The sequence below is a fragment of the Paenarthrobacter sp. YAF11_1 genome, assembly GCF_052113445.1.
Taxonomy (GTDB): domain Bacteria; phylum Actinomycetota; class Actinomycetes; order Actinomycetales; family Micrococcaceae; genus Arthrobacter.
On record NZ_JBFRDF010000009.1, the window covers coordinates 1 to 15,483 of the forward strand.

Genomic DNA, 15,483 nt, shown 5'->3' on the forward strand with positions numbered 1-15,483 from the left:
ACGACACCCGATGCTGGCACCCACGTTACAAAGAGACCTGGCACCCGCGAAAGGAGCCGGCCGTGTCCCTATCAGCAGTCAACGCGTGCCTATGCTGGCACCCACGTTACAAAGAGACCTGGCACCCGCGAAAGGAGCCGGCCGTGTCCCTATCAGCAGTCAACGCGTGCCTCCGAACCCGGCGACAACACCCCCCGGATCATCAAGTGACAGGGCAAGAAAGTCATACCGGGTCCAGCGACCATCCCCGGCCTTCGGGGACGGAATAAATGTAACGGGGCTGCTCCTGGCACGCGTTTCAGCATTCTCGGCAAGGCGGCCAGGACTCAGGCGGCGTGCGCTTAGTCGGGGGTTTGTCGAGCATGTCTTCGCGATCGAAGAAGACTTTCAAGGGATTTCCGGGGAATCTGCGAGCAACGGGCCGAYTAGAAAGCGGCGATGCTTGCGACTCATTCCGAGACCCTGAATTTCCTGTTCGAGTTCGTCGTGGAAGCGAGGCGGTATCTCGCTGCTATCGATCATTTTGGAGCTTCTTTGAGCAAGGTGTTCTGTCGGCTCCTCCTCGTGGCCTTGAACGTTCTACGCCTTCCGGGGCTTATCAGAACAAGTTCAGCCCGGTGGCAGCGTCCCATCCATGCGGGTAGACAATATCCATCAACAGGTGTAGGCAGGTGTGGGTATGCGCCCGGGAATCGTTTGCGGGTCAGCATCTGCGGCAAAGGATCGGAAACCGGCTTGAATGGCATTCGAGATGCTCTGGCTTGATGGTCTAGGCTTTCTTCCGACTCCTTCGGGGGTTTGATATCAGCCCGGCTAGACGACGAAGCCCAGCGTCCGCAGCTACTCGACCAGTTCAGCCCTCTCAAGCCGCACTTTTCCAGCGACTTCTTGGCTGTGGTGTGCTTCAGGTTGGGCAGAGCGTGTTGCCAGCTTGCCTCGAACGGCATGTGTTGCAGCCGCAATCCCTATGGCGGCAACGAGGGCGACCCCACTGGCGACGTTTTGCCAGAAGCTCGTCACGCCTAGCAACGTCAAGGAATTACCCAGCAGGCCCAGGAAAAGAACCCCTACAAGGACTCCCAGTATGGAACCCTCACCTCCCGTCAGGGCTATGCCACCCAGCAGGACCGCGGTCAGTACGGTTAGTTCGAACCCCAGACCCAGTTGCCCCGCAGGGGCGCTGTTCAAACGGGCCACGGTCACCGTGCCAGCCAACGCAGCCAACGCCCCGGAAGCCACATAAAGGGCAAACGGTATGCGTCGGACGGCAATTCCCGACAAATATGCAGCCTCCCTGCTGACGCCGATGGCATAGACATGGCGGCCGGAAGGAGTCGCCGTCAAGAAGACTGCAGCGATGATCATTACCAGTGCCGCGATCAAAAGAGGGACGGGGAGGCCCGCTATGCTGCCGATGCCCAAAAACTGGAATGAGAGGTCGAAACCGCTAAGTGGCAAGGGGCTGAGCAATTGGTCAATGCCGCGTACCGCGGTCAGTATGCCCAATGTGGTGATAAAGGGCGACAGCCCCAACACTGCCGTTAACAGCGCGTTGAAGAGTCCCACCAGTGCACCCGCGGCCATGGCGGACACTACGGCGAGTGGCGCCGAGGCAAGGGGGCCATGCATAACATGGCCGGCGACGACACCCCCAAGTGCCAGGCTGGCTCCAACGGACAGGTCGATATACCCGGCGATGATCAGCAGCGCACAAGGCACAGCAGCGATGGCAATCACCGAAGCGTCAAGAAGAACACCCCTCAAGTTCTGCCATGTAAGGAGGCTTCCTGTGGATAGTTGGACGGCGATCACCAGCACTATTAAGACGATGATCAGTGGATTCTTTAGAGCAAACGATCGCAGGGTAGAAAGAGAAAGGGAAGGCATGGGAATGTCCTTTAGATCTGCTAGTGGGCGGGTTCTGTGTGGATGGCGGTCAAGAGTCTCGATTCATCCATTCCGGCCATAGGAAGGTCCGAGACAACTGACCCGCGGTCAAAAATGAGGCATCGATCTGCAAGTGAAACAATCTCCTCGGGATCATTGCTTGCTACTAAGACAGTCAATCCGCGGTGACGGGCAGCCTCCTGAATGACTCTGTAGATCTCCGCGCGTGCCCCGACGTCCACTCCCTGTGTTGGGTCATCTACCAAGAGCACCCGTATGTTTTCGTGGGCCGTGAGCCATCGTCCAATGAGAATCTTTTGCTGATTTCCTCCGGAGAACGCCCCGGCCGGAAGCCGTGGATTGGCCGGGTGCAGTTGAAGATTTCCTACGGCCTGTTCGAACAGCAAGCGTTCCTGTCGCTTCTTCCGGAAGGGCGAGGCGAGCTTGGCCATCGCTGGCAAAACGATATTGTCTGCTGCGGTCATGGTGGAGAAGAGTCCCTGTTGGAGTCTGTCCGCCGGTATCAAGGCGATGCCAGCAGAAAGGGCCTCCGCAGGTGAGCCCGGTGCAGTTGTCTTCCCATCCACGATTATCTTGCCGCCGGTTCTCTTTCTGGCGCCGAAGATAGTTTCCAAGAGCCGGGTGCGGCCAGAGCCGACGAGTCCATACAGTCCTATGATTTCTCCCGTCCGCGCCGCGAGGTCGATGCCATGCGCGGACCCGCACATGAGGCCCTCCAACGCGAGGACAGTTTTCGACCGGGAGAAATCCTGCCTTTCAATAGGGTGTGAACTCCCGCCAATGGCCCTGACAAGGTCCGTTTTAGTTACCCCTTCCATGGCGGAGGACCAAACCACGCTACCGTTTTGCAGAACGGTGACCCGATCGGCCAATCGCACCACCTCGTCCAGGAGATGCGTGACGTACACGATGGCCATTCCTTCCGACCGCAATTTGTCAATTAGCTTGGCGAGCCTGGCGGATTCGACACGTGAAAGGGCAGCCGTTGGCTCGTCCAGAACAAGCAGCCTTGCGTCGCGCCGTAGCGCTTTTGCTATCTCCACCAGTTGCTTTGAACCCATCGACAATTCAGCGACGCGGACGTTGGAGTCGAAGTTTGCACCAACCCTCGTCAGAACAGCTTTTGCCTCCAAATGTTGCCGCTTCTGGTCAACCATCCCGCACCGAGTGTATTCATCGCCGAGGAAGAGATTGTCGGATACCGACAGCGTGTCCACCAGGCTCAAATGCTGGTAGATGATCGCGACTCCGGAGTCTCGTGATGCACGGGGAGTCAGTTGTGTCGTCGATTCGCCATCGACTTCGATAGTCCCGGAGGTTGGGGCTGTGCCTCCACCAAGGCACCGGATGACTGTGGATTTTCCGGCTCCATTGTGTCCCAATAGAGCGTGGACGGTACCGGGTGAAAAGGTCAGCGAGACATCAGACAGGGCGTGTGTGGCTCCATACCTCTTGCTGAGGTTATGGACTCCGTAAGTCACCCTCAGCCGCCAAAGGATGAGATGAACGACGACAAGTCCGGTGTTTCTGCCGTCACGAGATAAACCGGAAGATCCATCGGCGCTGTCCTTCCTTCACTGGCTTCCACCACGATTTCAACGATCGCCGGAGCAATCTCTTCGGGCTTCACAGTGACAAGTCCGCGGGCAATTGAGTCCTTTGACTGTGACATCGCCTTCATGAGGGGAAGGTTGCCATCAAGGCCTCCAACGTAGGTCCTGGCATCCGAATCGCTGCGACCGGCTGAGAGAAGGGCTTGGTATGCGCCTTGCGCCCCATCTCCGGTGGCAGCCAGCACCATGGTCAGATCCGGGTTGGAAGATAGCACGGCACTGGTCACCGAAAGTCCTTGCTCCGGGGTTACGCCCTGCTGCGCCGCGACGATTTCCATATTCGGGGCAGCAGTCTTCAAACCCTCCAGGATTCCGTCCGTTCGTTCACGCCCGATTTGCGTAAGTTGGTCCTCAATGACAAGTACTTTGCCGCGCCCGCCTGTGGTGCGGCTAGCCCATTGTCCTGCGGACTCGCCTAGTAGGCGTCCGGATTCATGGAAGCTGAATTTCAGGCTTGTGGTTTGGGCTTTCATGTCTCCGGCATAGGTGACCCAGATTTTGCCGGCCGCCGTATATTGGGCTGCGATGTTCTCAAGACTGGCTGGGTCCATGGGGAAGGAGACGACTGCGTCGACGTCGGAATTAACTTTTGTGGTCAGGTTGCTGACCTGAGTGGCCAGGTCCGAGTTGTCGTTGGTTAGTTCTACGGTAATACCTCTTTCCTTGGCCTTTTGCTGTATTTGGGGGGTGAGTGCTGCATAGACGGGCAGAGAAGTAAATGGATAGTCGAATAAGACCTTGTCTAGAGGACCTGAAGCCTGCGCCGAAGCCGGGGCGTTGCCTGAGGCAGTGCTGCAGCCCGTTAGGGTAGCAGCGAGCCCTATGGCCAATAAGCCAGAAATGATGGTGGTTCTGGGGATAAACATGGTGGGGACCTCACAGTGCAGTGGTGGGGGATGGTGCCTTTGAAAGAAATACCCGGGTGAACTACTCGTTGGTGTGTAGGCGGGTGCCGTTGTCGTGGACGCACCGGCCCTCGAAGTAGGTGCGGAGCACCTTCGTCTCATGAACGATTGCAGGGCTGACCGCGAATATGTCGCGGTCCAAAATGATGAAGTCAGCGGAGAGGCCGGTCTTGAGCATGCCGGTCGTTGTGCCCAGCCCCATGGCCGATGCAGGGAGGCGGGTAAACGCCGCCACTGCTTGTTCCATGTTCAGAGCTTGGTCGGGGTTGAGTTCACCGGGGACGGTGGGGTCGGGGTTGCGGCGGGTAACCAAGGTGGCCAAACCAGTCCACGGGTCTGGAGTCGGGGCGGCGCAGGGCCAGTCGGAACCTGCCGAAACCAGTGCGCCGTCAAGCATCAGGTCCCTGAGTGGGGACGCGACGCTGTGGACGTCGGCAGGCACATGGTGCGCATTGCTCTCGGTCATGACGGACGGGAACCAGAGGTAAGGAGAGCAATCGGCTACGACGTCCCACTTTGCGAAGCGATGGACATCAGACTGGTCTATGTACGCCGCATGGGCGATCTGCACAATTGGACCGGAGCCACGGCTGCTTCGCAGCATTTCTGCGGCATCAAGGGCAAGCCGGATTGCTGCGTCGCCGGTGGCATGGATTTTGGCATGCAAGCCCCGATCTATGAGGGACTCCAAAGACTGCACCAAATCGTCCAGGTGCCAAAGTGTGTCTCCTACAAAATTCGGTTCTAAGCCATCATGGCTGCATAGGTAGGGCTCCAGCATGGCCGCTGTCCGCGTCATCGGCACGCCATCCAGGACGTACTTCGCAAATGTCGGATGCAGGTGCTTGCTGTGGTGAAGATCGGCAATATCGTACAAGTCGTCGCCAGTGACCCCCGGTTCGATGAATGGCCGGGAGGGCATGGAGGCCACCACATGGGCCGTCAGGTGGCCTACGGAGTCGAGCCGCTGAAGTGACTCCAAAGCGTAGGCCATCGTCGCGGACTCCTGAACTCCGGTGATCCCAAAGGAATTCAGCGTCTGTACTGCCTTTGCGAAAGCAAGATCATGATACGTATCCGGATCATCGATCCCGTCTGCGGCCGCTTCTTCGGCGTGTGCGGATGCCATCTCGTGAACGACGCCGGTTAAGCAGCCCTTACTGTCACGGACGTATCTGCCTCCAGCTGGATCCAAAGAGTCCGTTGTCACTCCCATGAGTTCCAAAGTCCGAGAACTCACCCAGCGGTTGTGCATGGTGTCATCGCGTAAAAGTACAGGCCGGCCGCCAGCTGCAGCGTCGAGCGCGAGAAGATCGCAACGAGTGATCTGCTCCAGAACGGTCGAGCCTATGATGCCACCGATTACCCATCCATCCCGAGGAAGGGTGGCGGACCACCTGCTGACCTCGTCCAGAATGGCCGGGATTGAGTCCGTGGGTTGTAGGGGAAGTTCGAAGGCAAGCTGCCGTCCACCCAGACCCAGATGAGCGTGAACATCAACCAAACCCGGAAGTACCAAACGGTTTCCAACATTCAGGACATCTCTCGGGCGTCCGGTTGACGCAATAACCTCTTCGGCAGATCCGATTGCCGAGATCCTGCCTTCCGTTACGGCGAAGGCTTCGACCCACTCGTTCGATGGATCCGACGTATATATACGTGAACCCACAACTGCAAAATTGTTTACAGTGTTCACTGCTACCTCCGTTCAGACTTGTTGTCAAAGAACCGATTGACCGCAGATCAGCTTGTGTGATGCAGGTCATGTTCCACATAGTATTGATGTAGTGAATCCCATAGTCAATAGCATTCACTAAAGGCGTTGAGGACTGTCGGATGAGGTAGCGTAGATCGGACCGATATTGGAGGAGTCGATGGGAGATCCATTGAAGGGGGAGGCGAGCGTCCCCGTTCGTCGCGAGGGCCGCCTAAGCCGCGGCTCATTGACGCGGGAGGTAATTGTTGAGGCGGCTTTGCGCATTCTCGATGAGGGCCCTGCATCTGGTCTAACTTTTTCCCGCCTAGGCAAGGAGTTGGGCGCGTCGCCAACGGCTATGTATCGCCACTTTTCCAGCCGGGAAGAGATCATTACGGCTGTCGCGGATGAGTTGGACCGCATGGCTTTCGACGGCTATAGCCCCGCCGAAGATTGGATGGACTCCCTTAGGGACCTTGCTTATCGGGCTTGGCATACGTACGAGCGGCATCCCTCCGCTGCCACGCACTCCTTCTATCGAACAACGCAAGGCCCCAACGAGATCCGCGTAGTAGACGCCATTCTCGAAGCGCTTGACCGTGCGGGCTGGCGCGGCCGCGATGCAGTCTTCCAATACCAGATGTACTCAAACCTGGTCCTTGGCCTCAGTGGACGACATGCGGCAATGATTTCGGCTACAACGGAGGCTGGCGTCGCTCCCGGAACCTTTTGGAAGCAGGAATACCACCCCATAAGGCCCGAAGACTTCCCCTTTGTCTCCGGGCTTCATGACGAACTCCGCGTCAAGGATGCCTTCAGTATCTATCAAGGACAACTTGAGGCGCTCCTTTCTGCAATGCGTTCAGCCCAGCCATCCTTGGCTGCGAAGCCGACGATGCCGCAACGTCCAGCTTGAGCCTGCGAAGGCTTCGCTGGGTGGGCCAGCATGAACCGATCGAAGGGAAATCGGCCATAGCCGGCCAGAGTGCCACGAACGGCTCTTCCTCCTCAGCCCCGTCCAACTCGGAGCAAACGAGTCAAAGCCGAGTAGTCCGGGATGCGACGGAGACAACCGCAAAAGGCCCTTTCTCGGGTCAATTTGTGAACCAATTGGATTGTAGGCTCCGGCGACGCCATGGTCGAAGACTAAAGTTCAAGAGGTAAGAAGCGACGCCCGCTCTCGGCGAAACCGATCAGGCGGTGCCACGTGTCGCATGCCACGCTAGGCGTCAAGGAACTTGATCTTCTCAAATGAATCCGGCGTGATCCGGATCCAGTTAGTCTCCACTAATGGCCCGAATTTGGCCCCACAACCTTCGTTTAGGGTACCCGTCACCTGCTCCGCAGCAACATATGTCCTTGCCAGATGTCCGCGAATCAGGCGACGCGGGTTTGCTGGTTCGGAATGCCGTGGCGGTTACACTGTTCCACCCACGGCTCTCATCAAACTAATCGGACCACCACGAAAAGTGCAGTCTTCACGGAGCGCCAACCCCACGCATTTCGTCCTCGTGGGCGAATTGCCATCGGACGCCCGACGTTCTCCTGCTCGATGACACGTGGTGCTCTGGAGGCCATGCACAATCATCCGCCATGGCAGTGCGTTTGGTCGGAGCATCCACAGTCTCTATTTTGTGAATCGGGCGATGGATCAAACCGGGATGGGGAACCGACAACGCATTCCTATCCGAACGAAGCGGTTACAAGTTACTCGTCTGTCCATGGACGGGTGCAGGGTTTACTTAGAATGCCTAAAAACGAGAACAAGGTGAATGGTCCATGAGATGGTCCTGAGGTAGCCCATGCTGTAGTCCATCATTTATGGGAGGGTGCTTGGCAGGCTTCGATGTGAGTTCCTTGGGAACCGGGTGTCGGCGGTGAGTGCCCCTTGGGTGGTGCCGCCTATCCAGGCGATTCAGCGGTTTTCTCTATGAAGGCTTGGCCCGGTCCGCGTGTGCAACGGACCTGCGGGCGCTCTTTCTGGACTGTCGCACGTACCGTCACAGAACCCGTCCGCGCCATTTTTGACCACCGTCCCGTGAGGAAAACGTTCAAAACGTCCCGTAGCCACCGTCGCGAGCATCGATATGTCAAGCCTCTGAAGACTGAAGGCGTGAAGTGTTTGAAGATCTGGCTACTTCTCGAAGTCCGGTGACGAGGCGACCCGCGCTGCTCGAAGGGCCTGCATCATGACTGTGAGAGCTTCGAACACGCCGAAGGTCTCTCCGAGAAAGTCCATGTAGGTGATTCCGTCCAGATCCTTGTCGGATATGACCTGTCCGCTTCGTAGGTCGTGGCTGGCGCTTCCGTGACCGATCGTGTTTCGGCGACCGCTGTTCAGGAAGGGGCCGAGGCGTTCCCGGCCGGCACCTGAGCAGCGTAGGCAATCTTGAAAGCACTCGGTAGCTTGTCGAATTGGGCGAGCGTATTGACCCTCCTGTTTTCCGGGACGGAGTCAGCGTGATCATCACCGAAAGCGTTGGCGTCTTGGCTCTTTGCACCGTTTTGGGCGACAGCGAGGATCCAAAGACACTTGCAGGCCACCTCGAAACCTTGCTGATAAAGGTCCCTCACTTGCGGGAACCCGTCACGGAAAAGCACCAGCTCGTCAAAGACTGCCGCTGCGCCTGCACCGACTTAGCGTACAAGTCGTCCAATCTCCCAGGCTTCGTAGTCAGCGACAACGTGCTCGAGAACCTGGAACAGGTCATTCGCGGTTTGCTTGGGATCTGAACCCCGGTCTCTGATGACGGTGATGTATGCCGGGTGCCTCAGTTCTGCGACGTCCCTGCGGCCATGCCGACTGAAGAGCGTGGCGCTACGGTCCCACGTCTTGCCCACCACGTTGACAGTGGCGACCCCGACACCTTGGTAGGCGATGGTCGTTCGCCCGTGAGCGCTTTGGCCCACAGGCTCCAGTTCGAGTCCCAGCTCGGGCACGCCATACCTCCTCGTCAGAGGGGTGTTCGCAATAAGCGCGCCCGCGTTCGAGCTCGCGACCGTACAGCCAAGGATGGCGTAAGCATCCGCCATCCTTCGCGTTGCTTTGGGGCTCGCTAGGCTTCGTATATATCGAAGAGGTGCTGCTCGGAGCGGTCGAGGTAAGCCGCCAAAAGGGACGCGGCCTCCTCGAAGCGAGCGTCAGCCAAAGCTTTGGCGATCTTCTCGTTGTCCTCGACGTACCGTGAGTAAAACTCCACGTTCACGGGCTCTTTGAAGAAGAACAGCCGCATTTCAGCGAGAACCTGGTTCATGAGGGTGTTCAGTCGCTGGCTTTCTGCCATTTCTACTATGGCGCGGTGGAACCCAAGGTTGGCATCGGCCAGGCGTTCCTTGTCCTTGGCTTTCGCAGCCTCTTTGCCGTCTGCCACGGCCTCCTGAATAGCCGCGATGCGTTCGGCAGCGCCGCCATTCCGGACTGCGCTGACTTCGATGGCGCGGCGGACGGTGTAGAAGTCCCGGAGGTCATCGGCTCCCGGGGCAGCGACGAAAACTCCGCGGTTGGGAAGGCGGACAACAAGGCGTTCGGCGCCGAGTTCCGCGAAGGCTTCCCGGAGGGTATTCCTCGAGACGCCAAGTTCTTCGGCGATGGTGGGTTCGTTGAGGCGCATGCCCGGTACCCACTTGCCAGTGATGAGTTGACGGCGAAGCTCCGCCGCAACCCGCGACGCGACAGCGGGAACCGCAACCCGCAGCCTCGCGGCGGGGCCCAGCTCGTAGTGGGCGTCATCCAAGAGTTCCCCAGCGGTGTCCATAGAGATGAATCTACACTCTCTCACGAATTTTCATGAAGAGAATCGTTGAACGATTCCCAAACTTAAGCAATGATGGGTCCATCACCTTTTCCTGAGATGAGGATCACAATGAATCAAATCGACTTGAACAGTGACGTCGGTGAATCGTTCGGGCGATGGAGCCTGGGCGATGACGACGCAGTGTTCCGTTCTGTCTCCAGCGCCAATGTCGCGTGCGGCTTTCATGCCGGAGACCCATCAGTCATGCGAGCTACCTGCGAACTTGCCGTCCGTCGCGGCGTCACCGTGGGGGCACACCCCGGCTACCGTGACCTTGCCGGCTTCGGCCGCAGGTTCATGGACATCGCACCGAACGAACTGGCCGACGACGTTGCCTACCAGATCGGCGCCTTACAGGCGATGGCGGCCATCGCCGGCACCACGGTCAAATACGTCAAACCCCACGGCGCACTCGGCAACGCGATCGTGCACCATCCAGTACAGGCCCAAGCGGTCGTGGACGCAGTTCGTTCAGTGGATCCCACGCTGCCGATCCTTGCCCTCGCGGGATCAGAAGTCCTGATCCGCGCAGAAAAGGCAGGGCTGCGGGGAGTGCCCGAGGCCTTTGCCGATCGTGCCTACACCCGTGAGGGAGCGCTGGCGCCCCGCAGCCTGGAGGGCGCAGTCCTTCACGATCCGGAGCTCATCACAGAACGCGTGGTCCGCCTGGTACGGGAAGGGAAGATCGAGACCATCGACGGCTCCCACATTGATGTCCGTGCCGAAAGCATCTGCGTTCACGGAGACACAGCAGGAGCAGTCCAGATTGCCTCAGCCGTCCGGGACGCCCTCGAATACCAAGGAATCGCTGTCAGGAGCTTCGTGCCGTGACCGACGACAAAAACCTGCCAACCCCACCAGCCCTACAGGAACACGAGAAGGCCATGTCCACAGCAACATCCCCGCAGCAGGCCAAGCTCCGCAAACGGAGTGCCATTAAGGCCTACATCGCCAGCCTCAGCGGAACATCGCTGGAATACTATGACTTCGCCATCTACTCCGTAGCGTCGGCACTGGTCTTTCCCAAAATCTTCTTCCCCGGCAATGACGAATTCGTCGGCCTCCTACTCTCCTTCTCCACGTTCGCCGTCGGATACCTTGCACGACCTCTTGGCGGGGTGATCTTTGGACGTCTCGGTGACCGGCTGGGCCGCAAGCATGTCTTGGTTGTCACGCTCCTGCTGATCGGCGCCGCCACCATCCTCATCGGCGTCCTGCCCGATTACAACGCGATCGGCCCGGCCGCCCCGGCGATCCTCGTCCTCCTTCGACTGGCGCAGGGAATCGGCGTGGGCGGCGAATGGGGCGGTGCGGTGCTGCTCTCCAGCGAATTCGGCGATCCAAACAAGCGCGGCTTCTGGTCCTCCGCCGCCCAGATCGGCCCGCCCGCCGGCAACCTCATGGCCAACGGCGTCCTCGCCATTCTGGCCGCTTCCCTCAGCAACGACGCTTTCCTTTCCTGGGGCTGGCGCGTGGCCTTCTTGGCCTCCGCACTCTTGGTGGTCTTTGGCCTGGTTATCCGCCTGAAGCTCGAAGAAACACCGGTGTTCAAAGCCTTGGTGGAAAACAACGAACGCTCCGAAGCGCCTCTGCGTGAAGTGTTCCGCAATGAACCCCGTGCCCTCATCGCAGCAGCCCTGTCCCGCATCAGCCCCGACGTGATCTACTCCATGTTCACCGTCTACGTCGCGGTTTACGCCACCAAAGAACTGGGCATGAGCACCGGCAACGTCCTCACAGCCATCCTCGTCGGCTCAGGGGTGCAGATTTTCATTATTCCGACGGCGGGTGCCCTCACCGACCGTTTCAACCGCCGACTCCTGTATGGCATCGCCGCAGCAGGCAGTGCCATCTACATTCCGCTGTTCTTCATCATGATCCAGGACCGCTCCGTCGTGACTCTCACCCTCGGCGTCGTCGGCGGCTTGATCTTCAACGGTCTGATGTACGGCCCGCAGGCAGCCTTCATCACCGAGCAGTTCCCTGCCCGCCTGCGCTACGCAGGCAGCTCATTGGCCTACACCCTCGCCGGGGTTCTCGGCGGCGCGATAGCGCCTCTGATCTTCACCGGCCTCTACGCGGCCACGGGAACCTGGTACCTGATTGCCGTCTACCTGGCCGTGTGCGCCGTGATCACCATCGTCGGCGTCTCCCTTGGCCGCGACCCCAAACCCGAAGAAGACCTAAGGCTCATCCATGACGTCAACGCCTGAGACCCAGCCCCACCTTCACAACGAATCCCGGGTGCGCTCAGTTAGGGCTGTTGGAGAACGCGGCGTGCTGGCCGAACTCGCGGCACCCCACGACGTGCTCGCACTGACCGACCTGCTTAACCGGAACCCATTTTCCGGGCAACGCGAGGTAGTCCCTGCAGCCGAAACAGTCCTGGTCACTGCCGAAAGCCCCACAGCCATGCTGAGGATCAAGAAAGGGCTGCAGCATCTGTCCATCCCGCCCTACCGGCACACGAGCGACAAACTCGTCGAAATCGAAACGGTCTATGACGGGGAAGACCTCGAAGTTGTTGCGGAACTGGCAGGCATCAGCCCCGAAGCTGTGGTGGCAGCCCACACGGGCCAGCTCTGGACGGTTGCGTTCACAGGTTTCGTCCCGGGCTTTGGCTACATGGTGGGGGAGAACGACGTCCTTACCGTCCCTCGCCGGGATACTCCCCGAACAAACGTGGAAGCCGGTTCGGTGGCACTGGGAGGCAGCTATACCGGCGTCTACCCCCGGCAAACACCGGGCGGCTGGCAAATCATTGGACACACCAGCTGCCCCATGTGGGACAGCGAACGCACAGAACCAGCTTTGGTCAGTCCAGGGACCAGCGTCCGGTACAAGGCCGTGCGCGACATTGCACAGGTGACCAAATCGGTACCGGTTCCCCGGAAGGTCGACGGTCCGGGACTCAAAGTTCTCCGAAGCCTACCCCTCACGCTGATCCAGGACCTTGGCCGTCCCGGGCACGCCGCTATTGGGGTCTCACGCTGTGGGGCACTGGACCAAGGCTCACTGCGCCGGGCCAACAGACTCGTCGGCAACCCCAGTGGGGCCGCGGCCATGGAAATCGTCGACGGCGGGCTGACTGTTCAGGCGGTGGGGGATCAGATTGTGGCCCTTGCCGGGGCCCCGGCAAGAATGCAGATCACTTCAGTTAACGGTTCGCGCGACGCCGATGTTGCCTGCCCTGTGGCTTTGATGGACGGAGAAACCCTGGTGCTCTCGCCGCCGACAACGGGGGTACGCAGCTACCTGGCTGTCCGCGGCGGAATAGAAGCCGAAGAAGTCCTGGGCAGTCGCTCGGCAGACACCATGGGAGGACTGGGCCCGGAACCATTGGCAGTAGGCCAGTTCCTGCCCGTCGCCCCAGCCCCAAGAACTGCGGTAGGGGAACCGGAACAACAACCGGATTTTCCCGCCGACGAAGTGTCCGAACTTGAACTGGGGCCCGGGCCCCGCGCCGACTGGTTCGCCTCCGACGCACTCCAGGCCCTGTTCAACCAAGACTGGACAGTCACGAACGACTCCAACCGGATCGGCATGCGGCTCAGCGGAACCCCACTGGAACGCATCCGCCATGACGAACTTCCCAGCGAAGGCACCATTTGCGGCGTGGTCCAGGTTCCACCGACAGGGCACCCGGTGGTGTTCCTGTCCGACCACCCCGTCACCGGAGGCTATCCGGTGATTGCCGTCGTCGCACCCAAGGACTTGGACAAGGCAGCCCAAATCGCTGCCGGAGGCCGCGTCCGCTTCAAACCTTCACCACTGATGACAGAAAGTACTTCCTGATGCGCAAGATCCTGATCGCCAACCGCGGAGAAATAGCCGTGCGGATCGCTTCGGCCTGTAGCGACGCCGGTCTGATCTCGGTGGGTGTTTACTCCGACAGTGACGCCGACGCCGCCCACGTCATGGCAATGGACGAAGCCTATGGTCTCTCCGGCCGTACACCTACAGAAAGCTACTTGGACGTGGACAAAATACTCCATGCCGCAAAACGCTCCGGGGCTGATGCTGTCCACCCCGGCTACGGGTTCCTCTCCGAGAACGCCGATTTCGCCCAAGCCGTCATCGACGCCGGTTTGACCTGGATAGGCCCCAGCCCTGATGCGATCCGTGCGCTGGGGAACAAAGTCACGGCCCGGCAAATCGCGATCCTCGCCGGTGCGCCCCTTGTAGCGGGCAGCCCGGGTCCGGTGGCCAACGCAGCAGAAGCACGCACCTTCGCTGAAGAACATGGGCTGCCCATCGCCATTAAGGCCGCCTTCGGTGGGGGAGGGCGCGGCCTCAAGGTAGTCCGGGACCTGGACGCAGTAGAGGAAGCGTTCGATTCCGCCGTCCGGGAAGCTGTCACCGCCTTCGGGCGCGGGGAGTGCTTCGTCGAGCAGTACCTGGACCGCCCACGGCACGTCGAAGCCCAAATACTGGCCGACACCTTTGGCAACGTCATCGTCGTGGGAACACGTGATTGTTCCTTGCAGCGACGCCACCAAAAACTCGTCGAAGAAGCGCCGGCACCGTTCCTGACCGATGAACAGCGCCACACCATCCACACAGCGGCCAAAGCCATCTGCGCGGAAGCAAACTACACCGGCGCGGGAACCGTGGAGTTCCTGGTGGCCGAATCCGGCGCCATTGCCTTCCTCGAAGTCAACACCAGGCTCCAAGTGGAACACCCCATCACGGAAGAAACCTCCGGGGTGGACTTGGTGCAGGAACAATTCAGGATCGCCCAAGGCTTGGCCCTCTCCCTGGACGAGGACCCCGCACCCCGCGGGCACTCCTTCGAATTCCGGATCAACGCCGAGGACGTAGGCCGCGGCTACCTGCCAACCCCCGGGACCGTGCAGTCCATCACTGTTCCCACCGGTCCGGGCATCCGGCTGGATTCCGGTATTACTGCCGGCTCGGAGGTCTCCGGGGAGTTCGACTCCCTCATGGCCAAACTGATTGTCACCGGTGCGGACAGGGATCAAGCCATCCGTCGGGCACGCCGGGCCCTGAAAGACTTCACCATCACCGGGCTGCCGACGCTGCTGCCCTTCCACCGTGCCGTGGTCGACGCCCCCGACTTCACCGACACGTTCGCCATCCACACCCGCTGGATCGAGACCGAATTTGTCCACGGCATCACCGCAGATTCCTCCTTCGATCCGCAGCGGCCGGATCCCCTGCCTACGGCGACCATTCCCTTGGACATCGACGGGAAGCGGGTCATGGTTGGCTTTCCCGGGAATCTGGCGCGACTGCTCGGCGCAACTTCCTTAGGCGATGAGTCCGCCGGCAACACAGGCGCTGAGTCCGGCAGCGCCGACCCGGAACTGGTCCGGTCGCCCATGTCCGGGAAGGTCGTCAAATGGCTCGTCGACGTTGACGCAGTTGTCCAGGAAGGAACGCCCCTGGTGATTCTCGAAGCGATGAAAATGGAAAGCGTCGTTCCTGCCCCGCACACCGGGCGACTTGCAGAAGTCCTGGCCGCAGCAGGCAGCACTGTCAAAGCAGGGGCGAATCTCGGCAGGGTCATGGGCGAATAAACCCTCACAAACCTGGGAGCAACGACG

At 59.8% G+C, this 15,483-nt stretch carries 11 protein-coding genes; 5 read left to right on the forward strand and 6 right to left on the reverse strand.

All coding sequences use genetic code 11. The annotated features are described in order from the left end of the window. Positions 1 to 840: 840 nt before the first annotated feature. The 4 genes from AB4Y77_RS14550 to AB4Y77_RS14565 all read right to left on the reverse strand — a co-directional run bounded on the left by AB4Y77_RS14550 (position 841) and on the right by AB4Y77_RS14565 (position 6,122). Positions 841 to 1,887 carry an ABC transporter permease gene (locus AB4Y77_RS14550; RefSeq protein ID WP_442014429.1) on the reverse strand — a complete coding sequence of 349 codons (1,047 nt, stop codon included), beginning with the start codon at positions 1,885 to 1,887 and terminating at the stop codon, positions 841 to 843. 20 nt (positions 1,888 to 1,907) lie between these two features. Continuing rightward, positions 1,908 to 3,389, reverse strand: a complete 1,482-nt coding sequence (locus AB4Y77_RS14555; protein ID WP_442014430.1) for a sugar ABC transporter ATP-binding protein — start codon at positions 3,387 to 3,389, stop codon at positions 1,908 to 1,910. A gap of 2 nt (positions 3,390 to 3,391) precedes the next feature. After that, the gene (locus AB4Y77_RS14560; protein ID WP_442014431.1) at positions 3,392 to 4,387 is read right to left on the reverse strand and encodes a sugar ABC transporter substrate-binding protein; all 996 of its coding nucleotides are present in this window, start codon (positions 4,385 to 4,387) and stop codon (positions 3,392 to 3,394) included. A 61-nt stretch (positions 4,388 to 4,448) separates the two neighbouring features. Then, the gene (locus AB4Y77_RS14565; protein ID WP_442014432.1) at positions 4,449 to 6,122 is read right to left on the reverse strand and encodes an amidohydrolase; all 1,674 of its coding nucleotides are present in this window, start codon (positions 6,120 to 6,122) and stop codon (positions 4,449 to 4,451) included. A gap of 178 nt (positions 6,123 to 6,300) precedes the next feature. Between AB4Y77_RS14565 and AB4Y77_RS14570 the strand changes: the two genes are divergently transcribed. After that, positions 6,301 to 7,038, forward strand: coding sequence for a TetR/AcrR family transcriptional regulator (locus AB4Y77_RS14570; RefSeq protein WP_442014433.1), 738 nt, complete (start codon positions 6,301 to 6,303; stop codon positions 7,036 to 7,038). Between the two features lie 1,721 nt (positions 7,039 to 8,759). On the opposite strand, the gene AB4Y77_RS14575 is transcribed toward AB4Y77_RS14570, so the two are convergent. Continuing rightward, entirely contained in the window at positions 8,760 to 9,062 is a 303-nt protein-coding gene (locus AB4Y77_RS14575) for a hypothetical protein (RefSeq protein ID WP_442014434.1), read from the reverse strand. Positions 9,063 to 9,178: 116 nt separating this feature from the next. Then, positions 9,179 to 9,877, reverse strand: a complete 699-nt coding sequence (locus tag AB4Y77_RS14580) for a GntR family transcriptional regulator (protein WP_442014435.1) — start codon at positions 9,875 to 9,877, stop codon at positions 9,179 to 9,181. 108 nt (positions 9,878 to 9,985) lie between these two features. On the opposite strand from AB4Y77_RS14580, the gene AB4Y77_RS14585 reads away from it, so the two are divergent. From AB4Y77_RS14585 to AB4Y77_RS14600, 4 genes are read left to right on the forward strand one after another with little or no spacing between them, the layout of a single operon-like run. Then, on the forward strand, positions 9,986 to 10,747 hold the full coding sequence (locus AB4Y77_RS14585) for a LamB/YcsF family protein (RefSeq protein ID WP_442014436.1): 762 nt from the start codon (positions 9,986 to 9,988) through the stop codon (positions 10,745 to 10,747). A gap of 53 nt (positions 10,748 to 10,800) precedes the next feature. After that, a complete protein-coding gene (locus AB4Y77_RS14590) occupies positions 10,801 to 12,129 on the forward strand; it encodes an MFS transporter (protein ID WP_442014437.1) in 1,329 nt (442 codons plus the stop codon). Then, positions 12,113 to 13,711, forward strand: a complete 1,599-nt coding sequence (locus AB4Y77_RS14595; RefSeq protein WP_442014438.1) for a 5-oxoprolinase/urea amidolyase family protein — start codon at positions 12,113 to 12,115, stop codon at positions 13,709 to 13,711. Before AB4Y77_RS14590 ends, AB4Y77_RS14595 begins: the two co-directional genes overlap by 17 nt. Further along, a complete protein-coding gene (locus AB4Y77_RS14600) occupies positions 13,711 to 15,456 on the forward strand; it encodes an acetyl/propionyl/methylcrotonyl-CoA carboxylase subunit alpha (RefSeq protein ID WP_442014439.1) in 1,746 nt (581 codons plus the stop codon). Before AB4Y77_RS14595 ends, AB4Y77_RS14600 begins: the two co-directional genes overlap by 1 nt. Positions 15,457 to 15,483: the final 27 nt, after the last annotated feature.

Bases quoted from the DNA above. Each gene is read 5' to 3' on its own strand.
- AB4Y77_RS14560 (WP_442014431.1), bottom strand. From the start codon at position 4,387: ATGTTTATCCCCAGAACCACCATCATTTCTGGCTTATTGGCCATAGGG.
- AB4Y77_RS14570 (WP_442014433.1), top strand. From the start codon at position 6,301: ATGGGAGATCCATTGAAGGGGGAGGCGAGCGTCCCCGTTCGTCGCGAG.
- AB4Y77_RS14585 (WP_442014436.1), top strand. From the start codon at position 9,986: ATGAATCAAATCGACTTGAACAGTGACGTCGGTGAATCGTTCGGGCGA.
- AB4Y77_RS14595 (WP_442014438.1), top strand. From the start codon at position 12,113: ATGACGTCAACGCCTGAGACCCAGCCCCACCTTCACAACGAATCCCGG.
- AB4Y77_RS14600 (WP_442014439.1), top strand. From the start codon at position 13,711: ATGCGCAAGATCCTGATCGCCAACCGCGGAGAAATAGCCGTGCGGATC.
- AB4Y77_RS14580 (WP_442014435.1), bottom strand. From the start codon at position 9,877: ATGGACACCGCTGGGGAACTCTTGGATGACGCCCACTACGAGCTGGGC.
- AB4Y77_RS14550 (WP_442014429.1), bottom strand. From the start codon at position 1,887: ATGCCTTCCCTTTCTCTTTCTACCCTGCGATCGTTTGCTCTAAAGAAT.
- AB4Y77_RS14590 (WP_442014437.1), top strand. From the start codon at position 10,801: ATGTCCACAGCAACATCCCCGCAGCAGGCCAAGCTCCGCAAACGGAGT.